Genomic DNA, 25,075 nt, shown 5'->3' with positions numbered 1-25,075 from the left:
CCGGATGCCCCGCCACCCTCAACGGTCCCCTGCGCTGTTGTATCCTCCCGGCACTGTTTCCGGAAATGGCATGTCCGACCCCAACACCCCCTCTTCGTCCGGCCCGGCCGACAGGCCGCGCCGCCTCACCATCCACGATGTCGCACGCGCGGCCGGCGTTTCCCTGACCACCGTTTCGCACGCGCTCAATGACCGTGGCGTGGTGGACCCGGAAACGCGCGCACGCGTCAAGCGCATTGCGGCCGAGCTTGGCTACCGGCCCAGCGTGCGCGCGCGGCGCCTGCAGTCGGGCCGCGCGAACTGCATCGCGCTGCTGTCGTCGATGCCGTTCGCCGTGGCCGGCGGCACGTCGCGCCTGGGCTTCATGATGGAAGTCGCGGCCATCGCCGCGGAAGCGGCCATGGCACGCGGGCTGGGCGTCGTACTGGTGCCGCCGCTGGAAGGCGCCGGCGGCTTGCTGGAAACGCTCGACATCGACGGCGCGGTGGTGATCGAGCCCGTGGCCGGCGACCCGCATATCGCACGCCTGCGCGATCGCGGCGTGAGCATCGTGTCGATCGGCCGCGAACCGCTGACCGATCATCCGGTGCCGTATGTGGACCTGCAATCGGCGCAGACGGCACGCCTGCTGCTGGAACATCTCCATGCGCATGGCCGCAGAAGAATCGGACTGATGATCGGCGAGACCGCGCGGCAGTCCTATGTGGAAACCGAACGCGTCTACCGCGAATTCACGCGCGACATGGATCTGCCGTGCGAACTGGTCAAGGCGCCCGAGGCGCTCGGCGAGGCCGCCGGCGCCGAGGCTTGCGCGCAGTTGCTGGCGCGCATGCCAGGACTGGATGCGCTGTGCGCGCCCGTGGATGCGTTCGCCGTCGGCGCCATGGGCCATCTCCATGCAATAGGCAAGCGCATTCCGGAAGACGTGCAGGTGGTGACGCGCTACGACGGCATCCGCGCGCGCACCGCGCAACCACCGCTCACCGCCGTGAACCTGCACCTTGAACGCGTCGCCGCGCTGGCCGTGGAACTGCTGTTCGCGCACCTGTCGGGCGATCGCAGCCAGCATGCCATTGCCGCGCCGGCACCTGAGTTGATGGTGCGCGCGTCGTCGGCAACGGCCTAGCCGCGCAGCAGCACCACCGCGCCCGATACCAGCGCAAACACCAGCACGCCCACGCGCAGCATGCGCTGGTTGATGCGCCGGTGGACCAGGTGGCTGGCCACCATGCCCGCCGCCAGCACGGGCAGCAGTTCCATCGCATAGACCACTTGCTCCATACCGAGACGGCCGCCGACGGCCAGCACCACGAGCGAAAGCGTCTCGCCCACCAGGAAGCACAGCGCCACCGTGGCACGCAGCGTCGCCACGGGCGCGTGCTGGTAAGCCAGCGCCAGCGGCGGCCCGCCGACACCGGTGGCGGTTTCGGTCACGCCCGTGATCAGCCCGGTGGAGGCGAAGGTCAGCCGGCCCGGCGTGAACGCCGGCGCCAGCAACGACACGAGCGCGGCGGCAATGGTGCTGCCGCCCACGATCATGTTGAGCCAGGCCATCGGCATCGCCACCAGCACCCACAGCCCGCCAAACGTGCCGGCCACGCGCCCCGCACTGATCCACCCCGCGCCGCCGAGGTCGATGGCGTGACGCTCGCGCCAGGCCACGTAGGCGTTGAGCGGCAGCATGGCGAGCAGCAGCGCGCCGGGCAGCATGTCCGGCGCCGCCAGCGCCAGCACCGGCACGACGATCAGCGCGAAGCCCATGCCGGTCGCGCCCTGGATCAGCGCGCCGGAGAACACCGCGACGCAGACACTGAACAACGTCATATCCATGGTCATGCTCCCGCCTGGCCAAAACGCGGCGTTTGCGCGTGGCGCGCGCGGTGCGCATCGGCGGGCTCGTGCAGCTTGCGGATCGGCGCGCCGGCAATGGTGTCGCCGGCCATCGCGCGGATATCGCGCATCAGCGCGCGCGCGTCCCAGTCCACCGGCCAGCCGTCCCACAAGCGCAGCCTGCCGTCGACGAACACCGCGCGGATCTGGTCGCGGCTGGCCAGGCGCACCAGTTCCCACGTCAGGTCCCACGAAGGCGTCAACTCCGGCACGTCGAGGTCGACCAGCAGGAAGTCGGCGCGCTTGCCGGCGGCAATCTCCCCGGTCACGGTGCCAAGGCCCGCGGCGTCGGCAGCATCGTGCGTCGCCATGTCGAGCCAGCGCCAGCCCGCCCCGCAGGAAGAATCGCCCACGCCGATGCCGAAGGCGTAGCGTTGCGCCGCTTCGGCATGGTCGAGCAGCCGGAAGCCGTCGCTGCGCGTGCCATCGGTGCCCAGCCCCAGCCGCACGCCGAACGTCGCCATGGCTTCGGCCGGCGCCACGGCATTGCCCTTCCACGCGCTCGCCACCGGGTTGTAGGCCACGGCGGCGCCGCTATCGGCCAGCAGGCGGATTTCATGCGGCGTGACCAGCGTGGCATGGGCCAGCAGCGCGGCCGGCCCCAGCGCGCCGACGGCCGCCAGGTGTTCGATCGGCCGGCGGCCACACGCATTGAGCGAACGCTCCACTGCCACCAGGTGCTCGTTCGCGTGCGTCTGGAAGACGCGGCCCGATTCCATGCACAGGTGATGGGCGTGGTGCAGCATGGCATCGCTCGCCACTTCGGGGATCGAGATCGCGAGCGACGGCGTCACCAGCGCATGGTGATCGTAGCGGCCGAGGTGGTCGACAGCGCGGCGCAGGATGGGACCGGCATCGAGCGTTTCGGCACCCGGCCTGTCATTGCAGATCAGGCCCAGCACGCAGCGGCCCCCTGCATCGGTCACCGCCCGCGCGATGGCGTCCAGCCCCGCGTCGCTGCGCGTGCCCGCATCGACCACCGTCGTGAAGCCGCCGCGCAGCGCCTCCAGCGCCGCGAGCTTTGACGACAGGTAGAGATGTTCGGCCTTGAGGCTGCCTTCCAGGGGCACCCAGACGCGCCGGAAGATCTCCGACGGTTCGCCGAAGACGAGCGACTTGCCGAACGATTGCGTCAGGTGGTGATGGGTGTCGATCATGCCCGGCATCAGCAGCATGCGCGGCAACGCCAGCGTCTTCAGCGACGGAAACTGCGCGGCAACGTCCTCGGAACGACCCACTGCCGTGAAGCGCCCACCTTCGACCACGGCCGCATGGTCGCGCACGGCACCGTGGCGCAAGAGCATCCATTCGGGTTGCAGGATATGCGGTTCGGCAAAGCTTGCCGGGTCCAGGGAAGGCGCCACGGCGCCGGGCCATGCAGGTTGGAATTCAGCTTGATAAGTCATACGGATTGACGGATACGGGTTCAGTGCGTGGCAGGTGCCACCTCGGCCACGCGCCGGGCGCCCGTGTGGAAGAACAGGAAATTGAGCAGGGCCGCGGTGAAGGCGCCCATCGCCACGCCATTGCCCAGCAGGATGCGCAGGTTGGCCGGCAGTGCGCCGTAGATGCCGGGCACGAGGATCGGCAGCAGGCCCGCCGCCAGCGCCACGGCCACCACGTACATATTGGCGTGGTCGCGCAGGTCGACGCGGCGCAGCACGTCGATGCCCATCGTGCCGACGATGCAGAACACCACCAGACCCGTGCCGCCGACCACCGCCTCGGGGATCGCGCTGATCAGCGCCGACACCGGCACCAGCAGCCCGAACGCGACCAGGATCGCACCCGACATCGCCGTGACATAGCGCGAGCGCACGCCGGTGGCGCGCACGATGCCGATGTTCTCGCCGCTGGTGATGATCAGCGACGTGCCGAACACACCGCCAAGCAGCGACGTCAGCGCATCGCCGCGGATCGTGCGCGGGACGTCGCGCTCGCCGTCGACGGGCCGGCCCACGGCATCGCTGATTGCCAGCGTCTGGCCGGTCGCCTCGACCATCGAGATCACGGCGAACACCATCAACGGGATGGCTGCGATGACATCGAACTGCGGCCAGCCGAACGGGAACGGCGTGGGCAACGCCAGCCACGGCGACATCGCCACCTGGCCGGTGTGGAACGCGCCGAGCGCCATCGCCGACAGCGCACCGCCCACCAGCCCGAGCAGGATTGCTAGCCGTGCGAGCGTGCCGCCGAACCAGCGTGACGCGGCAACGGTGCAGGCGATGGTCACGAAGGCCAGCAACAGGTTCAGCGGGTCGACCGCCGCGCCCGCCGCCGGGTGCCCGGCGATGAGCCGGCCGGAGACCTGCGCGAGGTTGATCGCCACGAGCAGCAGCATGGTCCCCACCACCACTGGCGGGAAATAGCGCAGGCAACGCCGGAACACCGGCAACGCGCAGAAATAGAACACGCCGGTCAGGATCACCGCGCCGGCCGCGGTCTGCACGCTGGTCTGCTGGGCGATCAGGATGAACAGCACGATGGGCGCGCCACCGGGCAGCATCACGAACGGCAGGCGCGCGCCGATGCCGCGCCGCCCCAGCGACTGCAGCAGCGTGCCGAGCCCGCAGACCACGAAGGTCGCGCTCAGCAACTGCACCGACAGCGCGGGCGCAAGGCCCAATGCCTTGCTCATCAGGAAGACCGCCGCGATCGGCGATGCGGCCATCACCAGCACGTGCTGGAGGCCGAAGACGAACAGCTGCCGCCAAGGCAGGCGTTCGTCCACGGGGGCGGGGGCGGTTTGGGACATGTCGTTTTGCTCCTCGATTTGGTGGGTCAGTCGTGCACCGGTGACCGTCTCGGGCGCTGTCTTGCGTGCATGCGCAATTCGCCACTTATTCTGACGTTTTTTCTTAACCAAAACGTTTTGGTTAATGTAATCGATGCTGGATGGAAGCGCAAGGAACGACTTCGCGAATTGGCGACAGCGGAATTGACGCCCGTGAATCGGCGCTGGGGTGGCGAAAAACCCATATCATGAAACTTTGGTTTCACACTTTCTTTTTTTTGACACCAAAGTTTCATTCACCTATATTTCTGAAACCGAAGTTTCATTCGGACCCGATCATGACCCCATCGTTGCAAGACAAGATCCTCGCGCTGAACGACCAGCTCACCGAAAGCGAACGCCGCCTGGCCGCCGTCACCCTGGAGTGCATCGGCAACCTGGCCGCCTATTCGGCGACGGAACTTGCGCAGAAAGCCGGCGTTTCGAAAGCGACGGCCGGGCGCTTCTTCCGCCGGCTGGGCTATGAGAACTTCAACGAGGTCCGCGCGCTGGTGCGCGACGAGGCAGACCGTGGTTCGCCGCTGTATGAACTCGCCGGCGTGCAGGCGCCTTCGGAGGAAGACCAGACGCCGCTGGCGTGCCATCTCTCCAACGACCTGCAGAACCTGGCGCAGACCTTTGACCGGCTGAACGTGGCCGACGTCGAACGCGCCATTGCGCTGTTCGCCGAGTCGAAGCGCGTCTTTATCGCGGGTTTCCGCAACGGCCGCGTTCTCGCGCAATACGCGTGGGCGCTGCTCACGCAGTTGCGCCCCGGCGTAACGCTGGCCCCCGGCGCGGGTCTGAACCTTGCCGAAGACCTGGCCGACCTCGGCGCGGGCGACGTGCTGCTGGTGATGGATTTCCGCCGTCGCGTGACGCTGCTGTGGCCGATGGTCGCGCACGCCAACCGCGTCGGCGCCAAGGTCGTGATCCTGACCGACCCCAGCGCCACGGACCTGCCCGCGCGCTCGCACGTGGTGCTTCGCTGCGTCAACCATGGCGCGGCGGTATTCGACTCCTACGTCGCCGCCGTCAGCCTGATCAACCACCTTTGCACGAACCTCGCGCTCGTCCTTGGCGACGCGGCGCGCGAGCGGCTTGAAGAAATCGAGTCGCTGCATGACCACTACGGCGATCTGCATCGCTAGCGGATCGCTGCCCCAACCCGAACCCAGGAGACTGTCTTGAACCATCCGCTCCCCAACCTGAAGCTGCAATGCGCGCTGAACCCGGCCGCCCGCCCCCGCACGCCATACGGCGCGCGCCAGCAGGCCGTGCTCGGCGGCGAGGCTTTTGCCCGCGCCGCCACGCAGATCCGCCGCTGGCCCGGTTACGCGCCGACGCCGCTGGTCGCGCTCGATGGCCTCGCCCGTGCGGCCGGTGTCGCGCGGATCCTCTACAAGGATGAAGGCGGCCGCTTCGGGCTGGGCAGCTTCAAGGCACTGGGCGGCGCCTACGCCGTCAGCCGCCTGCTGGTGCGCGAGATCGGCAGCCGGCTCGGCATCGCCAACGTATCGTTCGACGACCTGCTCGCGGGCCGCTACGCCGACACGGTGCGCGACATCACCGTGACCTGCGCGACCGACGGCAACCACGGCCGTTCGGTGGCCTGGGGCGCGCAGCGCTTCGGCTGCCAGTGCGTGATCTATATCCACGCCACCGTCAGCGAAGGCCGCAAGGAAGCCATCGAGCAATACGGCGCGCAGGTAGTCCGCACCGCGGGCAACTATGACGACTCCGTGCGCCAGGCTGCGCAAGACGCGGCACGGCTGGGCCGCTTTGTGGTGTCCGACACCTCCTACGAAGGCTATATGGAAGTGCCGAAGGACGTGATGCAGGGCTACGCCGTGATGGCCGATGAAGCGCTGCAGCAACTGCCGGCAGGCGAGCTTCCGACCCACGTATTCCTGCAAGGCGGCGTGGGCGGCCTGGCCGCCGCCGTCAGCGCGCATTTCTGGGAAGTGCTGGGCGACGCGCGCCCGCGCTTCATCGTGGTGGAACCGGACAAGGCGGCCTGCCTGTACGAAAGCGCGCGCGCCGGCAAGCCGGTGGCGGTGCATGGCGATCTCGACACGGTGATGGCCGGCCTGGCCTGCGGCGAGGTCTCGCTGCTGGCCTGGGAAATCCTGCATCCGGGCGCGCATGCGTTCCTGACCATCGACGATGACTCGGCACTGGACAGCGTGCGCCTGCTTGCTGACAGCCCTTATGGCGACGTCCCTGTGGTGGCCGGCGAATCGGCTGTCGCCGGCCTGGCCGGATGCCTTGGCGCCCTCGCCGATCCCACCACGCGCGACGCGCTCGGCCTCGATGCCAACAGCCGCGTGCTGGTGTTCGGCAGCGAAGGCGCCACCGATGTCGCGCTGTATGAACGTATCGTAGGCCGCCTGCCTGAAGATGTGCGGAACGTGAGGAAAGCAGCGTGATCCCGAACCACGACCTCCAGCAGACAGCGCGGATCGACCTGCCCCGCCTGCTGCGCCGGATTGCCGCACTCGGCGAAGTCGGCGCGATTGACGGCGGCGGCGTCTGCCGGCTCGCGCTGACCGACGAGGACCGCGCCGGGCGCGACCTCGTGCTGTCGTGGATGCGCGAACTGGGCCTCTCGGTCAGCGTCGACGGCATCGGCAACGTGGTCGGCGTGCGTGCCGGACAGGAAGACCTGCCACCCGTCATGACCGGTTCGCACATCGACACCGTGCGTACCGGCGGGCGCTACGACGGCAACCTGGGCGTGCTTGCGGGACTGGAAGTGATGGCCGCGCTCGACGATGCGTGCATAGTCACGCGCCGTCCGCTCGCGGTCGCCTTCTTCACCAACGAAGAAGGCGCGCGCTTCGCCCCCGACATGATGGGCAGCCTCGTCTATCAGGGCGACCTACCGCTGCAGCAGGCACTGGACACGCGCGGCATCGACGGCACCACGGTCGGCGACAACCTCGCCCGCATCGGCTATGCCGGCCCGGCGCCGGTTGGCTGCAACAGCGTGCATGCCTTTGTCGAACTGCATGTGGAACAGGGCCCGGTGCTGGAGCATGAGGAAGTCACCATTGGCGCCGTTACCGGTGTGCAAGGGATCCACTGGACCGAGTTCACCGTCGAAGGCACATCGAACCATGCCGGCACGACGCCGATGCGGCTGCGCCATGACGCGGGGCTGGTGGCCGCGCGCGTGGCCTGCTTCGTGCGCGACCTGTCGCGCGAACTGGGCGGCGCCCAGCTCGCGACGGTTGGACAGGTGCAGGTTTTCCCGAACCTCGTCAACGTCATTCCCAACCGCGCGGTGTTCACGGTGGACCTGCGCAATACCGACGGCGCGTTGCTTGCCGAAGCGGTGGCCCGCACGCTTGCCTACGCCAGCGAGGTGGCGAAGGCCGAGGGCGTGCGCCTGTCCCAACGCACGCTGGCCGATTTCGCGCCGGTGGCGTTCGACGATGGCATGGTCGCCCGCGTCGAGTCCATCGCGCGACAGCACGGCCACAGCGTGCGGCGCATGCCCAGCGGCGCCGGGCACGATGCGCAGATCCTGGCCCGCCTGTGCCCCGCCGGCATGATCTTCGTGCCAAGCGTGGCCGGCCTGTCGCACAACGTCGCCGAACTGACCCACGACCACGACATCGGTGCCGGCGCCGGCGTGCTGCTCGACCTGATGCTCGAACTGGCCGCCTGACGGCCGGACAAACTGACATTCACCGCATAACAGGAGACTCCCGCTCATGTCCCGCCTTGTCCATGTCGCCGCAGCGCAACTCGGCCCGATCCAGCGCAGCGACTCGCGCCGCGACGTCGTCGCGCGCCTGCTGGCGCACCTGCACCACGCCCATGAAATGGGCTGCCATCTCGTGGTGTTTCCCGAACTCGCGCTGACCACCTTCTTCCCGCGCTGGTTCATGGAAGACCCCGAGGAACTGAACGCCTTCTACGAACGCGAGATGCCCGGCCCCGAGACCCGCATCCTGTTCGACACTGCCGCCCGCCTGGGCATCGGCTTCTATCTCGGCTATGCGGAGCTGGCAGTCGAACAGGGCGTCGAGCGCCGCTACAACACCGCGATCCTGGTCGGCCGCGACGGCAAGATCATCGGCAAATACCGCAAGGTCCACCTGCCCGGCCATGACCAGCACGAACCGTGGCGTGCGTTCCAGCACCTGGAAAAGCGCTACTTCGAGCCGGGCGACGACTTCGGCGTCTGGCAAGGCTTCGGCGGCGTCATGGGCATGGCGCTGTGCAACGACCGCCGCTGGTCCGAGACCTACCGCGTGATGGGCCTGCAAGGCGCCGAGATGATCCTGCTCGGCTACAACACGCCCGTGCATAACCCGCCCGCGCCGGAGCACGACGACCTGTCGATGTTCCACAACCACCTGGTCATGCAGGCCGGCGCGTACCAGAACGGTACGTGGGTGGTCGGCGTGGCCAAGGGCGGCAAGGAAGAAGGCTGCGAGATGATCGGCGGCACCTGCATCATCGCGCCGTCCGGCGAGATCGTCGCGGCGTGCTCGACCAAGGGCGACGAACTGGCCATCGCACGCTGCGACCTGGACCTGTGCCAGTCGTACAAGAGCACCACCTTCAATTTCGACCGGCACCGCCGCCCCGAGGCCTACGGCCGCATCACCAGCCAGCGCGGCGCCACGCCGCCGCAAGCCATGGCCGCATGAAGAAGCGCTAGCCGCCCCCTTCCCCCGACCCATAAAAAAACCACGATGCAGGCGCTTCCGGGCGCCCGCAGGGGGGCGTTTTTGTCTCACCAAATCCAAAGGAGGAACATAGTGAGCGATTCCCTGCATTCCGCGCAGACGCTGCGCAACCCGGCCACGACCACGGCGACGACGGACACGATGGATGCGTACGACAACACGCTCTACCGCAAGGTGGCCTGGCGGCTGCTGCCGTTCCTGATGGCCTGCTATATCGCGGCCTTCCTGGACCGCGTCAATGTCGGCTTCGCCAAGCTCCAGATGCTGGACCAGCTGAACTTCAGCGACACGGTCTATGGCCTGGGCGCGGGCATCTTCTTTATCGGCTACTTCCTGTTCGAAGTGCCGAGCAACGTGCTGATGCACCGCATCGGCGCGAAGAAGACGCTCGCGCGCATCATGATCCTGTGGGCCTGCATCTCCGCCGCCATGGCGCTGACCCAGACGCCGACGCAGTTCTATATCCTGCGCTTCCTGCTTGGCGCCGCCGAGGCCGGCTTCTACCCGGGCATCATCCTGTACCTGACCTACTGGTTCCCGTCGCACCGCCGCGGCCAGGTCATCGCCGTGTTCATGACGGCGGTGCCGTTCGCCGGCATCCTCGGCGGCCCGCTGTCTGGCTGGATCATGGAATCGCTGCATGACCATCACGGCTTCGCCGGCTGGCAGTGGATGTTCCTGATCGAAGCGATTCCGTCGATCGTGCTAGGCCTGGCCGTGCTCTGGTATCTCGACGACCGCATCACTGACGCCAGCTGGCTGAGCACAGCCGAGAAGAACCGGCTTGCGCACAACATTGCAGCGGAGAAGACCACCAAGGTCGAGCACGTGTCGCTGCTGAAGCTGTTCCGCGACCGTCGCGTGATCCATATGGCGCTGATCTGCTATTGCACGGTGTCCAGCCTGTCGGGCCTGGCCTTCTGGATTCCGTCGGTGATCCGCTCCACGGGCGTGGTCTCGCTGCTGGATGTCGGGCTGCTGACCGCGATCCCGAACGCTTGCGCGGTCGTGTCGATGATCCTGGTGTGCCGCCATTCGGACCGTACCCGCGAGCGCCGCTGGCATATGGTCATCCCGTTCCTGGTCGGCGGCGCCGGCCTGGCGCTCAGCACGCTGTTCAGCCACAACCCGACGCTCGCGGTGGCCATGCTGTCCGTCGCCGCCGCAGGCTGCATGGTTTGCTCGCCGCTGTTCTGGAGCCTGCCGACCGCGTTCCTCGAAGGCCGCAGCGCGGCGGCCGGGATTGCGGCGATCAACGCCTTCGCCGGACTTGCCGCATTCGCCAGTCCGTATGCGATCGGCTGGATCAAGGACCTGACCGGATCGACCGACTGGGGCATGTACTTCCTCGCCTCCTTCACCGTGATCGGCGCGCTGCTGGTGCTGCGCGTGCCGGCCACGCTGGTCAACCGTTGATTGCACAAGACCTCCCACCATGATTGATCAGACTACAAGCAACCCCGGTGAACTCAGCGACGTCACCGCGCTGACGGGCGAGCTGGTGCGCATCCCCAGCCTCTCCGGCCGGGAAGGCGATGTGGCCGCGCTGCTGGCGCACCGCATGACGGAAGCCGGCTTCACCTCGGTGACCACGGATCGCAATGGCAGCGTGCTTGGCTATATCGGCCCCGAAGACGCCGAGGTCGCCCTGCTCTTCGACGGGCACATGGATGTCGTGCCCGTGACGGGACAGTGGCGCTTCGACCCGTTCGGCGGCACCGTCCACGACGGCCGGCTCTATGGACGCGGCAGCACCGACATGAAGGGCGGCATTGCCGCGGCCATCTGCGGCGTGGCGGCCGCCGCGCGCGAACGTCCGCTGCGCCGGCGCATTGCCGTCTCCGCGAGCGTGCTCGAGGAAGTCATCGAGGGACACGCGCTGTCCACCGTGCTCGATCGCTGCCAGCCCGCGGCGGTCGTGATCTGCGAGCCCTCGCAGCTGCAGGTCAAGCGCGGACAGAAAGGCCGGCTCGAGATCCTGCTGACAATCCACGGCAAACCCGCGCACGCGGCCACGCCGCATCTCGGCGTGAACCCGCTGCATGCCGCCGCGCGGGCGCTTGACGCGCTGGAAGGACTGCGCCTGCCGACCGATCCGGTGCTCGGCCCCGCGTTGCTGGTGCCGACGGATATCGTGTCGTCGCCCTACCCGTCGATCTCGATGATCCCGACATCCACGACGATCCGCTTCGACCGCCGCACGCTCGACGGCGAAACGCGCGAGGACGTGCTGGGCGAGATCGACGCCTGCCTGCGCACCGCCGGCCTGCATGATTTCACGCTGACCGTGTCGGACGATGAGGTCCGCACCTTCACCGGCGAATCGGCGCGGCCAACGCGCTGGCTGCCGGCGTGGCACCAGCCGGACAACGCGCCGCTGGTGCAGGTTGCAGTGCGGGCCATCGAGCAGGCCGGCCGCACGCCGCAAGTCGGGACCTGGGCCTTCTGCACCAACGGTTCCGAATCCGCGGGACGTCGCCAGATCCCGACCATCGGGCTGGGGCCTGGATGCGAGGAAGATGCGCACACCATCGATGAATCGATCGCGCTGGAGCAGCTGGAAGGCGCTCGGGAGATCTACCGCAACCTCGTGCTGGCGATGGCGTGACCGGCCGGCCCGAGGTCATTCGCCAGATGAACACGGCCGACCTTTCGTCGGCCTTTTGAAAAGCCCCCTGGCGCGGGTGGCTGCGAGATGCCGAAGGCCTGTCGCAGGAGGACGGCGCCTGCGCGGCCATTGTTCTGCGGCTGCCGGCACCGAGCCTCACCCTGTCCATCCCGATCCATTCGCGCCCTGCCGAGCCTCCGATCGGGCTAAGCGCCTAAAGCCTGGGCAAGTCCGCGATCAGCTCAAGAGCGCCGTCGTAATCGAAATTATCGACAACCGACACCAGCTTGCCTGTTGCCGATTCGAGCTCACTTCCCTTCACCGTGTCAGCCAACTCCTTAACGATGCCTCCGGCACGGGAATCGCTGGCTTCGAGCAAGACCTTCAGGCTTTCCAGCAATTCGGACACCCGCCTTGCATCAAACGGCTGGCCGGAAGCTTCCGTCCCACGTGCGCCGGCCAGGCGGTCCAGCCCCGCCAGCACTGGCTGCAGTTCGGCCAGGACATGCGCCAACCGTTCCGCGATCACGGGTTCGCTGCCTGCGTCCATGCAGCTTTGCTCCAGCAGAGCCGCCGCAGCTTGTACGCGTTTGGCTCCGATGTTGCCAGCGGTTCCCTTGAGCGTGTGCGCCACTCTTGTGGCGGCAGCCGGGTCCGCCTCGGTACGCGCCGCCGAAAAGATCTTCGCGAAGTCGCGCTGGCTGTCACGGAATCTGAGAAGCTGCTTGCGATACAGCGGTTCGTTGTCCATGGTGGTCGCGAGTCCGACGCGTGTATCGATTCCCGGCAGGCTCGCCAACTCTGCGCAGGCCGTCAGTACCGGCGAAGCCGGCACCGGACTCCCCCGGTCTGCGTTGGGGCTGGCCGGAGTCACCCAGCGCGCGATCGTGTCAAACATCTCGGCGATCTTGAGTGGCTTGGCAATATGGTCGTTCATCCCCGCTTCCCGAACTTTCTCGCGGTCGCCGACCATGGCGTTGGCCGTCATGGCGACGATCGGGAGATGCTTCCAGGATGGGTGTTTGCGGATTTCCCGGGTCGCCGTGTAGCCATCCATGACGGGCATCTGGCAGTCCATCAGGATGCCGTCAAAGCGGGTATCGAGCCCGAGGATCTCCAGCGCCTCCTGACCATTGTTCGCCAGCACCGCGTCGATGCCGGCATTGGCCAGCAGTTCGAGCACCAGTTCCTGGTTCATCTCGTTGTCCTCGACCAGAAGCAGTCGCGCCCCCCTCAGCTTGTCCATCGCCCCCTGGCGAATGTCCGCCTTCTCGTGTGCCCGCGTTTCGGTCACGAAGCCCTTGTCCAGTGCCTGGCCGATGGCTTCGAGGAGCGTCGACGGCGTCACCGGCTTGGCGAGAAAGTGCCGAAGCTCGACGCCACGCATTTCGGCTTCTGACAGCGCTTCCTCGCGACCATAAGCCGTGACCATGATCACCGCGGGAGAATTGGGCGGGACATCCTTCTGAAGCTTGCCGACGGTCTGGATTCCATCCATGACCGGCATCTTCCAATCCATCAGGGTGAGATCGTAGGGACACGCATTCGCCGCAGCTTGCCTGATCATGCGCAGCGCCTGGGCACCGTCGCTGGCCACATCGGCCTCCAGGCCAAAACTGCGGACCATGGTGGACAGGATCTCGCGGGCCGAAGCGTTGTCATCCACGACCAGCAACCGCGCCCCCTTCAATTCCTCGGCCCGGAACATCCGGCGCGGCATCGGTTCGGCCTGCATCTCGAAGCGGGCAAGGAAGTGGAACGTGGAACCCCGGCCGGGTTCGCTTTCCACCCAGATGCGCCCGCCCATCATTTCCACCAGGTTCCTGGAGATGGTCAGGCCCAGACCGCTGCCGCCGTACTTTCGGGTCGTCGAGGCATCGGCTTGACTGAACGACTTGAACATCTTTGCGCACTGCTCCGGCGTCATGCCGATCCCGGTATCCCTGACCCAGAAATGCAGTTCGATATTGGCACCCTCTTGCGCCACCTTCTCGATGCCGATCACGACCTCCCCGGCTTCCGTGAATTTCACGGCGTTGTTCCCGAGGTTGGTCAGCACCTGGCCCAGGCGCAGCGGGTCGCCGATCAGCGCCGTGGGCACATCAAGTGCGGCACTGAACAGCAATTCAAGCCCCTTGTCTTCGGCCTTCATGCCCACCAGGTTGGCCAGGTTCTCCATGACGTCTTCCAGACGAAACTCGACGCTTTCCATGGACATCTTGCCGGCTTCGATCTTGGAAAAATCCAGGATATCGTTAATGATGCCAAGCAGGTTCTCGGCGGCGCGGTTCACCTTTTCGATGTAACTGCGCTGTTTCTTGTCGAGCTTGGTTTCCAGCGCCAGTTGTGACATGCCGATAATGGCATTCATCGGCGTGCGTATTTCATGGCTCATATTGGCCAGGAAATCGCTCTTGGCCCGAGTGGCCTCTTCGGCCAGCTCCTTGGCACGCAGGATCTCGGCTTCGGCCTGCTTGCGCTCCGAGATATCCACGATCCAGCCCAGGATGCCCTCTTCGCCGTCGTACACGATCGGCAGGTACGTGACCAGCATGTCGCGGGGCTCGTCATTTCGATCGAACATCCGGGTTTCCCTGTTCTGCACAATGCCGTCGCGCTTGAGCATGTCGACCAGTGCGTCGCGGTCCCCAGGGTTCACGTAGAGCTGTGGCGATGCCTCTCCGGCCTTCGCGCCAAACGTCTCGATGAACTTTGGATTGGCGAACCGGATGCACCCCTGAGTGGAGAACGCGATATTGACGGGGCTGGTATCGAGGATGTTCTGAAGCCGTTCACGCTCGTCGGCAATCGCCTTGTGCACGGCCTTGCGTTCCGTGATGTCGCGAAAGACGATAACCGTCCCGGTCAGCACAGCGTCCTTGAAAACCGGCGTGGTCGAGTATTCCGCCGGAAAAGCGACGCCATGCTTGCGCCACAGCACTGCGTCGTCAACCGTACGCGGCTTTCCGTCCCGAGACGTGAGGTACAGCGCGCAGTCTTCGCGGGGAAGAACCCTGCCATCGTGGCGGGAATGATGAACCAGGGCATGCATTTCCGCGCCGATCAGTTCTTCAACGGCGTAGCCGAGCATTTGGCCGGCCGAGTGGTTGGCGAAGGTCACGGAACCGCTCTCGTCCATGCCAACGATGCCGTCGTTCACGGATTCCAGAATCAGGCGACTCCGCTCTTCGAGGATGGCCAAGGTTTCGGCGGTGTCCTTGAGCGATTCGCGCTGCGCTTCCAGTTCCTCGGTCTGCTCCTCCAACAGTGCTGCCTGTTGCTCCATGTGCCGGGCCTGGCGTTGAGTGTCCTCGAGCAGTTGCTGCGTCCTGGCGCTGCGCTCCTGGATTTCGAGGCTCATGGCGAGGATGGGCATCAAGCCATCCAGTAGCGCTTGCCCGTCGGCGCCTATCGCTTCCAGGGTTGCCAGTTCGACTACACCCAACAGGCGCTCGGCGCTTAGCACCGGCAACACGGTGATTTCCCTGGGAACCGCCTCACCCAACGCCGAACCGATCCGGACATAGTCAGCCGGCGGGCGCGTGATGACGATCGGCTGACGCTCCATGGCACATTGGCCCACCAGTCCCTGGCCAAGGTCGAAATACTGGTCGATGTCTTTCAGCTCCCGGCAGGCATACCCTCCCAACCGGCGAAGTTGCCGCCGCTCGTCATCGTAGACATAGAAGACGCCATGCCCGACATGCAGTAGCGCCGCAATGCTCGACAGGAATTTCTGCGCCAGTTCGGTAAAGGACCGAGCTGACTGGAGTTCGGACTGGATCGCCGCCTGATGGCTCTTGAGCCAGCGCTGCACTTCCATCTGACGCGCCTCGACTTGCAGGACCGCGATGGAACGGGCGAGATCACCCATTTCGTTCGCCTGATCCGTGTAAGGAACCGAAACATTCAGGTTGCCCGACGCCAGCTGCTCGACCGTCGAACGCAAATCATCCGTGGGTCGATGGATCGAGCGCCAGATGACCCAACCGATGCCTGCACCGAATCCCAAGCCGGCAACCAGCAGTGCCACGGTTGACCGCAGGCCATGCCGGAGGATTTCCTGCGACTGGCGCGCGGAACTCTGCGCTCCCGCTTCCTTGACTTGTCCGACCTCGGCAAGCAGATCGTCTGCGGCCGACCCGGTCTGCTGGAATTCGCGCGAAGACAGGATCGCTACCGCCGCATCCAGATTGCCGGATTTCGCCGCGATCATCACCTTGTCGGCACCCATCCGATAAGCGGAAAATGCTTCCCGGAACCTGGCCAGGCGTGCCTGATTCTCTGACCGGAAAATGCGCCCGGCTGCATCGTCCACGCTTTTGCGCATGCTCGCTTCGGCAGCCTCCATCTGCTTGATTGCCCGCTCCTGATCCACCTCGGTCGGTGCCAGCACCGCTTGCCGCAAGGCTCGCCCCAGTTCCGCGAAATGGACCCGCGCCTCCTTGAGATGGGACAGGCCGACAAACTCCTTCTCGTAGAGAATCTGGACGTTCTGATCGATTCGCAAGAGATTGGCGAGACTGAAAACCCCGATCACCCCGACTATGGCCAATAGCCCGGATAAGCCCAACGCCAGCTTGCGCCCCAAGGATTGCCGCTCGAGGGCAGCGATGAAGGTCTTCATATACTTCGCTCCGATGGCCACCGCCAGGTCGTTATCCTTCGTCTACTGGTCGGCATCCGAATCCGCGTAGCGCAGGGCAATCGCCAGGAACTCGTCCTGAATCGCCTCGAATGCATCCACGACGTCCGGATCGAAATGGCTGCCGCGTCCCGAAGCAATAATGGTCACCGCTCTTTCGTGCGGCATGGCGTCCTTATAGACCCGTTGACTGATCAAGGCGTCGTAGACGTCAGCCACCGCCATCAGGCGCGCGGAGACAGGGATGTCGTCCCCGGCAAGACCCTCCGGATACCCGGACCCGTCCCACTTTTCGTGGTGGGAGTAGGCGATTTCCTTGGCCACGCTGAGAAACTCGACATCGGTGCCAAGCGCCCGCTCGGCGTGCTCGATGGCGTCGCGTCCGAGCGTGGTATGGGTTTTCATGATCTCGAATTCATGCGGCTCCAGGCGCCCCGGCTTCAGGAGAATATGGTCCGGAATCCCGACTTTGCCAATATCATGCAATGGAGCCGACTTGAACAGCATGTCGATATTCCGATCGGACAGGTATTGGTCGGTCAGGTATTGGAAGAAGCGCGGATGCATCTGAAGCTTCTTGGCCAATGCCTTGATGTAGTGCTGGGTGCGGCGGATATGGTTGCCGGTTTCATTGTCACGGGTCTCCGCCAGCGATGCCATCGCCAGGATGGTCACATCCTGGATTGCGATCACTTCCTGCGTCCGCTTGGCCACCAGCCGCTCCAGGTAGCCATTCTCGTCCCGCAGAAAATCTTGCGCCGCCTTGTTTTCGAGCTGCGTTTGCACGCGGGCCAGGACGATGGGCGGGCTGATGGGCTTGGTGATGTAATCCGCCCCGCCCATCTCCAGTCCCGCTTTCTCGTCCTCGACGCCGGTCATGGCGGTGAGGAAGATAATGGGAATGTTCCGGGTTCCCGGATCGGCCTTGAGCTCCCTGCAGACGTCGTAGCCGGAAAGGCCGGGCATCATGATGTCCAGCAGGATGAGATCCGGTGGGTCGTTCCCCCGCACAATCTTCAGTGCCTTGTCGCCATTGTTGGCCAGTTTGACCTTGTATTTTTCTTCAAGCAGGCCTGCCATCAGGGAAAGATTGTCGGGCGTGTCATCCACGACGAGGACCGTCTGTTTGTGGTCAAACTCGAATGCGTCTGTCATGTTATTCCTCCGGCGATGTAGAACATCCGAAAGCTTTGGCCGCGTTCATATGAGATGCCGCTTAAACCCTTGGGAATCCAGTCGAGTCCATAGTCGGGACATGGGGCGGGGGACGGTTGTCAATGCAGGGCGTTTCATTATTGGCACCACCATCCGTTTGCAGCCTTAAGTCACCCAGGCAGGATCACTGCCGCAGCCCATCTTAGTTTGCGAAATTTGCAAACTCAACGAAGCAAGCGTCAGTTGTGCGGCCGCAACGCGCCCTGCATGCGCCGCGTGGCGCCCTTCTTCGTTGGCGACGGCTCTGGCAGTGCAAAGAAAATGCCCCTCGGCGCGGGAACCACTCCGAGGGGCTGAAGGCCTATAGGCAGGAGGAGATCCAGCGCCTACATGGCTAGTGTACGGACCCCCGCGCATGGACTGCATCCCCCAAGTGGGTCAGACCGCGGCGGCGTCCTGGCGCGGCTATGCCTGGCCTGATGCACGCGCACGCCAGCCAGCGCCGGCTGCCGGCAGCATTCGCGCTCATCGACGACCTTGCCGGGGATGGTCAGCTTGCCCGGATAGTCGTAGGCGTACAACGCGTGCGCCGTGTTCGAGGCCTGGTCGAGTTCATAGATGGTGACCCGCTCCTTCTCGAATTCCCGGTAGAGCTGGCCCCAGCTCGCCGCCACGTTGGCGCCGAAGCGGAAGCGCGGAATCATCTGCAGGTAGCGGACTTCCAGCACATCGCCGGGCTTCGCGTCCTCGATGTAGATCGGCCCGGTCATGATGTGGACGCCAGGATTGCGGTCGTCATGCGGGACCTTGTTGCAGATCTCGCGGATGGCGGCATCCATCATCAGGTCGGGTGCGTCGCCGGCGTGATGGGTCACGGCCTCGGCGCGGATGAAATCGCCGCTTTTCACGGTCAGGGCGGGCGCCCGGCGGCTCATGTCCGGGCAAGAAGCCCCGGGTACCGCGCTGCATGTTTCCCGGCGCCGCACGTGGTTCCATACTAGGAACACCGCCCGCCGCACCGGTAGGCCGAGACGCCCCAAACTCTTGTGCTGGCGCGTACTAGGGTAAACCTGCGCGCATTCAACGCGTCCCGGCAGCCTTTGCCGGTGCGCAGCAACGCTGGATATCGATGGCTCGGCCCAGGCATGCAGGCAGCCCCGGCTGGCTCTTGCACAAGAGGCGCGCGGCCGGGCCGGCATACGTGAACCGCTGTCCGACCATGCACAGTTCGGCCGCGGCGCTGTCATTCAGCAGCATGTTGTCGAACGGCCTGCCGACCTCGGCATAGCCGCACGCAAGCATGGCGCGCTTGACACCTTCGCTGTCGGTATCGGCGCGGCTCCAGTAGGAATAAGCGGGAGGCGCCGACGCGTGCCGACTGACCTTGGCCGGATCGAAATCCGGGTCCGAGCCGAAGGTCTTGCCGCGCGGCGCGCTGGCGCACGCGGGCAACTCCGGGTTATCGGCACACAGGATGCGCCGGTCCTGGTAAAGGAACCCTTTGTCCAGCATGCAAAGCTCCGCGCGGGCCTGGGCGTTGGTCGTCATCATGGTCTTGTCGACATACGCCGGATCCGCATAGCCGCAGCCAAGCATGGCGCTGCGCACGCCCTGCTCGCTCACGCCCGGTTTGGCCCACAGCTTGTACAGCGGCGGGGGCGGCTGGAACGGCCGCGTGGTGCAGGCCGTCAGGGCAAGAACGATGGCGGCGAACCCCGCAAGCCGGAGGGCGTTCGCATGGCGATGCAATGAGGGTTTCGACATATTGTTGGCAGCCGGAGTCCCGGCGGTCCGGTCACTCCAGGTTTGATCGGATGGCGCGACTTCGCCCTTCAGGGAGGGAAAGGATAGCGCGGACGCCGCAGGCGTCCTTTGTACCCCCTCCCCGGGCCTGCAGGCGCCCGAACGGCAGCACCCGAGGTTGTTGGCAAAATAATACAAAGCCTACGTAGCATTTGACGTAAGACCCGATTGACAAGACAATCGCGGCCGCGCTGCTGCTTCACTGCCGGTGCACCCCTGCTGATGCCGGGTTGCCCGTCGCACAGTCGCTTTGTGCCCTTTCCGCACCGGTGTCAATCATCCCCGAGGCTGACAGACACCCTTCGCTGCAATCGCTGAGACATGGTTTCGGGGGAAACCGGATCACCGCGGCGGGGCGATGAGTCTACCTCCTGTCATGACCTGCTTCGCCTGAAGATGTTGTGACGTGCAACGCGTAAAACAATACAAAATGGCGGAAGTCGGGTCCGGCAAATCATCGCGCCTCTATCTTTCGGTGCGAGTCAAGTTTGCGATTGCCTTTGGCGTGGCGGTCGGCTGGACCGCCTTCTCCGTGTGGGCGGCGCAAGACTGGCTGACATCGCTTGGGTCCCACATCGGCATGGCGGCCGCCTGGGTGATCATCGGCGGTATCGCCATTGTCCCGGGCTTCATGAATGCCTTCCTGATCGGCAGCCTGACCATGGACCGGCGTCCGATGCGCCGCCACCTGGACACCTACCCGCCGCTGACGATCCTGATCGCTGCCTATAACGAGGAAGCCTCGATCCTGGACACGATTGCCAGCATCGATCGCCAGAAGTATCCGGCACCGCTGCAGGTCATCGTCATCAACGACGGCTCCCGCGACCAGACCGCTACGCTGGTGCGCGAAGCCGAAGCCACGTATCCGTGGCTGCGCCTGCTCGACATGCCGAAGAATGGCGGCAAGGCCAAGGCGTTGAACGAAGGGCTGAAGCTGGCCACGAACCAGCTGGTCGTGACCATCGACGCGGACTCCTACCTGCATCGCCAGGCGCTGACCAGTATTGTCGAGCGCTACCACCTGGACCCGCCCGACACCCGCGCCGTAGCCGGCAAGATCCTGGTGCGCAATTCGCGCCGGAACTGGCTGACGCGCTGCCAGGAATGGGATTACTTCCAGGGCATCGCGGCCATCAAGCGCATGCAGTCGCTGTACCACGGCACGCTGGTCGCGCAGGGCGCCTTCTCGATCTACAACCGCGAGGCCCTCAATGAAGTTGGTGGCTGGGAGGACTGCGTGGGCGAGGATATCGTGCTGACGTGGGCCCTGCTCAAGGCCGGCTACCGAGTAGGCCACTGCGAGGACGCCTGTATTTTCACGAACGTCCCCGAGAACGTCGGCCAGTTCGTGCGCCAGCGCCAGCGATGGGCGCGCGGCATGATGGAAGCGTTCCGCCAGCACCCCGACATCCTGCTGGTACCGCGCCTGTCGACGTTCTTCGTCTACTGGAACCTTTTGTTTCCGTGGCTGGACCTGGCGTTCACGCTGTGCTTCGTCCCCGGAATCGTGCTGGCCCTGTTCGGTTACCACTGGATCGCCGGGCCCATGACGCTCGCGCTGCTGCCGCTTGCGGTGCTGATGAGCTACCTGATGTTCTCGATCGAGAAAGAAATGTTCGATCGCCTGGGCCTGAAGGTAAGGCGCAACCGCCTTGGCCTGTGCATGTACATGCTTTTCTACAGCCTGCTGCTGCAACCCGCCAGCGTGCTGGGCTATATCGACGAGATTTTCAAGACCAGAAAGACCTGGGGTACCAAGTGAAACGCAGCGCATTCGCGATTCTGAACACGGTGCTGGCGTTGCTGTTCACCAAGGCGGCGCTGGCTGAGGAAGAAAAAGTCCTCGATCAGGGCATCGGCCCCGAATTCCTCGCCAGCTACGATAGCGAGAAGTTCTCGATCCACAAGGTGTCGCTCGAATACCTGCCGAGCATGTCGCACGCCGACAACCTGTTCGGCGTACGCGCGAGCGACTATCGCTACCAGCAGGACGACTGGACCCGCCACGGCCAGAAGATCAGCGTGCTCGGGCGCCAACTGGACCCCGCCACGCTGAACGGCTGGAACCTGGAGGGCGGTGTCTTCACGCAGGGCGGCCACACGCTGGCGACCGTCGACGGCAACTACCGGCTGTCGCTGGCCAAGCGCACCTCGCTCGAGGTCTTCGTCAACCGGGACTGGGTGGAAACGCAGACCGCACTGGATCGCGGCGTCAGCTACACGTTTGCCGGCCTGGCGCTGGACCAGGGCATCGGGCCGCACGTCACGCTGGTGGGCGTGGCGGGCCAGCAGTATTTCTCCGATGGCAACCGCCGCGACCATGGCCGCGTGCGCATCATCTACCAGCCGCTGCTCGATCTGGGCCTGACACTGCAGGCGCGTTACCGGGCCTATCACAGCTCGCAGGAAGATGTCGGCCGCGCCTACTTCAACCCGGATCACTACGCCGAAGGCATGCTGGCGATCGGCTGGCGCCAGCGCTACAAGGGCTGGACCGGACTGCTGGTCGCGGGGCTGGGCCGGGAAAAGGTCGCCGATGCCACGCAGCAGCCGACACGGCTGTTTGAAGTCGGGCTGCAGAGCCCGGTCCGCGGCGCGCAGTCGCTGCGCCTGCGTGCAGGCTACAACCGCAGCGCCTCGTTCAACGGGCCGAACTACCACTACCGCTACGCCCTGGGCGAGTGGATCATTCGCTTCTGAGCAGGCTGCCCTGGCGCTCGCGCCAGGCCTCATAAAGATCCGGGCCCTTGTCGCGCGCGGGCACATAGGCCAGCTTCATCTCGCGCAATTCAGGCGGCCGCGCCAGTTCGACATAGCCGCGTTCCGCGGACAGGTCATAAGGCGCGCCGTCTTCGTTGGAATAGGCGTAGTAGACCGCCCCGACGCCGGCCAGGTACATCGCCGTCAGGCACATCGGGCACGGATGGCCGCTGGCGTACACCGTGCAACCGGTCAGGTCCGGCTTGCCGAGAGCCCGGCTGGCAGCGCGCACGGCCTGCATCTCCGCATGCGCGCTCGGGTCGCAGGTGGCGTCCACCTCGTTGACCGCTCGCGCCACCACCTCTCCATCCTTGACAACCACGGCGCCGAAGGGCCAGGTATTGCGCTCGCGCACGTTCTCCATGGCAAGGCGGATGGAGTCGATCAGATAGGTCTCCGTGTCAGACACGCGTTGTCTCCCGTCAATAGCCTGGCCCCGGCAGGTGACTGGAAAGGGGCCTGCCGACTATAGGACAGTGCGGGCCAGCGGCGTGCGCCGGGTTGTTATACGGCGTATTCGATTCGCCGCGATCAGCGCGACCTCATTGCCTGCCCCATGAACGCCTCGATCTGCGGCAGCGTCACATAGCCATTGCGCTGTGCGTCGATCTGGTCGAAGTGCTGCGCGACCCTCGGCATGCCGGCGGCGGCCTGCTCGCGCGTGAGCTTGCCGTCATGCGTGGTATTGGCACTGGCAAAGCGCGCCTGCAATTGCTGCATCGCACGCTCCATACGCGGACCGGCGGCGGGCATTGGCGCGCTTTGGGCAAACGCCCCCGCGCAAGCCATGCACAGGGCGAGCACTGCAATCATCTTCTTCATCATGTTTTCTCCGTAAAGGACGGCCGGGCCTTGCCGGCGAGCGTTGAACGTTGGCCAGTGCGGCGGCAACGGACCGAACTATAGGGGGCCATCGCGCGCCTGTCGCCATGGAAGACATGTCGCGGTATTTCACGGCTCGGCGCGCCCGCGGGCATGACACATGGCGAAATATTTGATGCATGGCGCCCGGCGCTGCCGCCCACTACATTGGCCTCACCGACGCAGCGATGCGGCTCCGCAAAGCCAGGCGTCCCCCGCCCCCAAACAGGACGATCATGCACAACCTCCACAAGCTCACCCTCCTCGCCACGGCCTTCGTCGTGTCGGTCTCTCTGGTCGAGGCCTTCTTCCTGGCACGCAAGGCACGCCGGCAAGGCAAGGCCTATCCCTGGCATGAAATGGGACTGTCGCTGGTCGACATGATCGGCCGCAAGCTGATGGTCCTGCTGCCGCTGTCGCTGGCCACGCCGATCTTCGCCTTCGCCTGGGACCACCGCCTGTTCACCGTCGAGATCAACAGCGTGCTGGCCGTGCTGCTGCTCTTCATCGGCCAGGAGTTCTGCTACTACTGGTACCACCGCGCGTCGCACCGCATCCGCTTCTTCTGGGCGACGCACGCGGTGCACCACTCGCCGAACGAACTGACGCTTGGCACCGCGTATCGCCTGGGCTGGACCGGCAAGCTCACCGGCACCGCGATCTTCTTCACGCCGCTGGTTCTCCTTGGTGTGCGTCCTGAAGTCGTGCTGGCCACGCTGAGCCTGAACCTGCTGTACCAGTTCTGGCTGCACACCACCTGGATCCCCAAGCTCGGCTGGTTCGAATATGTGTTCAACACCCCGTCGGCGCACCGCGTGCACCATGCCTCGAATGTCGATTACCTCGATGCCAACTATGGCGGCGTGCTGATCGTCTTCGACCGCCTGTTCGGCACCTATGTGGAAGAGCGCGAAGACGAGCCGTGCCGCTTCGGCCTGGTCCACCCGACCACCACGCATAACCCGCTGGTCAACCAGTTCGAGCACTGGGTCAGCCTGGGCCAGGACATGAGGAAATCGGGCAGCGTGATGCATGCGATCGGCTACCTGACGATGCCGCCGGGCTGGGCACCGGATGGAAAGGGGCAGACGACGGAAGCGCTGCGCCGGCAGCAAGCCGACGAGCGGCTGGTGGCGAGCGTGCGGTAACGGAAGCGGGTGGGAAAAACAGAACGGGCAGCCTGAGCTGCCCGTTCTGTTTGCGGGAACCCCCGCCCCTCAGTCCCGCGCAGCGCGCGCAAAGGCCTCGCGCGCGGTCACCCGGCCGACATAGTCCTGGATCACCTTGCTCTCCCCCACAAGTGGCGCCCCGAATCTGCCCGCCCAGGCCAGCGACGCCCCGAGATAGACGTCCGCGGCACTGAACGCCGCGCCAAGCACGAACGGCCCGGGTGTCAGGGCCTTTTCGATGGTGGCGATGACATCGTCGTAATCGCCCCAGCCAACCGCCTGCCTGGACAGCGGCGCATCCTTGCGCATCATGCGGTCCGTCAGCGCGGGCTCGAAGCAACTGCCACAGAAGAACAGCCACCGCAGGACAGTCCCGCGTGCGGAAGCCCCCGGCGGCGGCATCAGCCCGGCCTGCGGAAAGGCGTCCGCCAGCCAGGCGATGATCGCGCCGTTCTCGGTCAGAACCGTGCCGTCATCCAGCACCAGCGTCGGGATCTTTCCCATCGGATTGATGGCGAGGAATTCCGGCGACCGGCTCTCCCCTTTGGTGAAATCGATGTGCTGCAACTGGTAGTCAGCCCCGACCTCCTCCAGCATCCAGCGCGCTACCGACGCGCGGCTCTGGGGGTTGTAGTAGAGCGTCATGGTCATACCGTTCTCCTGCTGGTTGTCGGGTCAGGTAATGCAACCGCAGCAGGATAG

The 25,075-nt window shown here is 65.4% G+C and carries 19 protein-coding genes and 1 pseudogene; 10 read left to right on the top strand and 10 right to left on the bottom strand.

Features of this window, described 5'->3' with window-relative positions:
• The first annotated feature begins 70 nt into the window (after nucleotides 1-70).
• On the top strand, nucleotides 71-1,126 hold the full coding sequence (locus AC3FKG_RS13135) for a LacI family DNA-binding transcriptional regulator (protein WP_488743294.1): 1,056 nt from the start codon (nucleotides 71-73) through the stop codon (nucleotides 1,124-1,126).
• Here the strand turns inward: AC3FKG_RS13135 and AC3FKG_RS13130 are convergent.
• The 3 genes from AC3FKG_RS13130 to AC3FKG_RS13120 are packed head-to-tail and all read right to left on the bottom strand — an operon-like array spanning nucleotide 1,123 to nucleotide 4,648.
• Complete coding sequence (locus AC3FKG_RS13130) at nucleotides 1,123-1,830, bottom strand: sulfite exporter TauE/SafE family protein (protein WP_483713949.1); 708 nt, start codon at nucleotides 1,828-1,830, stop codon at nucleotides 1,123-1,125. The two genes, AC3FKG_RS13135 and AC3FKG_RS13130, sit on opposite strands and share 4 nt — an antisense overlap.
• A 2-nt stretch (nucleotides 1,831-1,832) precedes the next feature.
• A complete protein-coding gene (locus AC3FKG_RS13125; RefSeq protein ID WP_488743293.1) occupies nucleotides 1,833-3,296 on the bottom strand; it encodes an amidohydrolase family protein in 1,464 nt (487 codons plus the stop codon).
• A 20-nt stretch (nucleotides 3,297-3,316) separates the two neighbouring features.
• Nucleotides 3,317-4,648 (bottom strand): uracil-xanthine permease family protein, encoded by a 1,332-nt coding sequence (locus AC3FKG_RS13120; protein ID WP_488743292.1) that lies wholly within the window; start codon nucleotides 4,646-4,648, stop codon nucleotides 3,317-3,319.
• A 317-nt stretch (nucleotides 4,649-4,965) separates the two neighbouring features.
• Here AC3FKG_RS13120 and AC3FKG_RS13115 point away from each other — a divergent pair, with 317 nt between their 5' ends.
• The 6 genes from AC3FKG_RS13115 (at nucleotide 4,966) to AC3FKG_RS13090 (ending at nucleotide 11,977) form a co-directional block, all read left to right on the top strand.
• Nucleotides 4,966-5,817, top strand: a complete 852-nt coding sequence (locus AC3FKG_RS13115; RefSeq protein WP_488743291.1) for a MurR/RpiR family transcriptional regulator — start codon at nucleotides 4,966-4,968, stop codon at nucleotides 5,815-5,817.
• A 36-nt stretch (nucleotides 5,818-5,853) separates the two neighbouring features.
• A complete protein-coding gene (locus AC3FKG_RS13110; protein WP_488743290.1) occupies nucleotides 5,854-7,095 on the top strand; it encodes a diaminopropionate ammonia-lyase in 1,242 nt (413 codons plus the stop codon).
• Nucleotides 7,092-8,339 carry a M20 family metallo-hydrolase gene (locus AC3FKG_RS13105; RefSeq protein ID WP_488743289.1) on the top strand — a complete coding sequence of 416 codons (1,248 nt, stop codon included), beginning with the start codon at nucleotides 7,092-7,094 and terminating at the stop codon, nucleotides 8,337-8,339. The genes AC3FKG_RS13110 and AC3FKG_RS13105 overlap by 4 nt, the downstream gene beginning before the upstream one ends.
• Before the next feature lie 46 nt (nucleotides 8,340-8,385).
• Nucleotides 8,386-9,330, top strand: coding sequence for an N-carbamoyl-D-amino-acid hydrolase (locus AC3FKG_RS13100; RefSeq protein ID WP_488743288.1), 945 nt, complete (start codon nucleotides 8,386-8,388; stop codon nucleotides 9,328-9,330).
• Between the two features lie 180 nt (nucleotides 9,331-9,510).
• Nucleotides 9,511-10,785 (top strand): MFS transporter, encoded by a 1,275-nt coding sequence (locus AC3FKG_RS13095; protein WP_488743347.1) that lies wholly within the window; start codon nucleotides 9,511-9,513, stop codon nucleotides 10,783-10,785.
• 19 nt (nucleotides 10,786-10,804) lie between these two features.
• Complete coding sequence (locus AC3FKG_RS13090) at nucleotides 10,805-11,977, top strand: YgeY family selenium metabolism-linked hydrolase (protein ID WP_488743287.1); 1,173 nt, start codon at nucleotides 10,805-10,807, stop codon at nucleotides 11,975-11,977.
• Between the two features lie 214 nt (nucleotides 11,978-12,191).
• Here the strand turns inward: AC3FKG_RS13090 and AC3FKG_RS13085 are convergent, their stop codons facing one another.
• The 4 genes and pseudogenes from AC3FKG_RS13085 to AC3FKG_RS13070 form a co-directional block, all read right to left on the bottom strand.
• Nucleotides 12,192-16,604, bottom strand: a complete 4,413-nt coding sequence (locus tag AC3FKG_RS13085; RefSeq protein WP_488743286.1) for a response regulator — start codon at nucleotides 16,602-16,604, stop codon at nucleotides 12,192-12,194.
• A gap of 42 nt (nucleotides 16,605-16,646) precedes the next feature.
• Nucleotides 16,647-17,777, bottom strand: coding sequence for a response regulator (locus AC3FKG_RS13080; protein ID WP_483713944.1), 1,131 nt, complete (start codon nucleotides 17,775-17,777; stop codon nucleotides 16,647-16,649).
• Nucleotides 17,778-18,244: 467 nt separating this feature from the next.
• A pseudogene (locus tag AC3FKG_RS13075) lies at nucleotides 18,245-18,712 on the bottom strand (acetamidase/formamidase family protein); the annotation flags it as partial.
• Nucleotides 18,713-18,857: 145 nt separating this feature from the next.
• A complete protein-coding gene (locus tag AC3FKG_RS13070; protein WP_488743285.1) occupies nucleotides 18,858-19,541 on the bottom strand; it encodes a hypothetical protein in 684 nt (227 codons plus the stop codon).
• Nucleotides 19,542-20,010: 469 nt separating this feature from the next.
• On the opposite strand from AC3FKG_RS13070, the gene AC3FKG_RS13065 reads away from it, so the two are divergent.
• Both AC3FKG_RS13065 and AC3FKG_RS13060 read left to right on the top strand, forming a co-directional pair.
• Nucleotides 20,011-21,345, top strand: a complete 1,335-nt coding sequence (locus AC3FKG_RS13065) for a glycosyltransferase family 2 protein (RefSeq protein ID WP_488743284.1) — start codon at nucleotides 20,011-20,013, stop codon at nucleotides 21,343-21,345.
• Nucleotides 21,342-22,283, top strand: coding sequence for a hypothetical protein (locus tag AC3FKG_RS13060; RefSeq protein WP_483713941.1), 942 nt, complete (start codon nucleotides 21,342-21,344; stop codon nucleotides 22,281-22,283). Before AC3FKG_RS13065 ends, AC3FKG_RS13060 begins: the two co-directional genes overlap by 4 nt.
• Here the strand turns inward: AC3FKG_RS13060 and AC3FKG_RS13055 are convergent.
• Together AC3FKG_RS13055 and AC3FKG_RS13050 are read right to left on the bottom strand one after the other, a co-directional pair.
• The gene (locus tag AC3FKG_RS13055; RefSeq protein ID WP_483713940.1) at nucleotides 22,270-22,752 is read right to left on the bottom strand and encodes a nucleoside deaminase; all 483 of its coding nucleotides are present in this window, start codon (nucleotides 22,750-22,752) and stop codon (nucleotides 22,270-22,272) included. The two genes, AC3FKG_RS13060 and AC3FKG_RS13055, sit on opposite strands and share 14 nt — an antisense overlap.
• Before the next feature lie 122 nt (nucleotides 22,753-22,874).
• Nucleotides 22,875-23,165, bottom strand: coding sequence for an EF-hand domain-containing protein (locus AC3FKG_RS13050; protein WP_483714485.1), 291 nt, complete (start codon nucleotides 23,163-23,165; stop codon nucleotides 22,875-22,877).
• A 275-nt stretch (nucleotides 23,166-23,440) separates the two neighbouring features.
• Between AC3FKG_RS13050 and AC3FKG_RS13045 the strand changes: the two genes are divergently transcribed.
• Entirely contained in the window at nucleotides 23,441-24,352 is a 912-nt protein-coding gene (locus AC3FKG_RS13045) for a sterol desaturase family protein (protein ID WP_488743283.1), read from the top strand.
• A 69-nt stretch (nucleotides 24,353-24,421) separates the two neighbouring features.
• Here AC3FKG_RS13045 and AC3FKG_RS13040 read toward each other — a convergent pair whose 3' ends face one another.
• Entirely contained in the window at nucleotides 24,422-25,024 is a 603-nt protein-coding gene (locus AC3FKG_RS13040; protein ID WP_488674282.1) for a glutathione S-transferase family protein, read from the bottom strand.
• Nucleotides 25,025-25,075 lie beyond the last annotated feature (51 nt).

The organism is Cupriavidus sp. 22TCCZM04-2, from assembly GCF_057798895.1.
The sequence above is the reverse complement of the archived record's forward strand: the minus strand, read 5'-3'. Positions and strand labels throughout refer to the sequence as shown.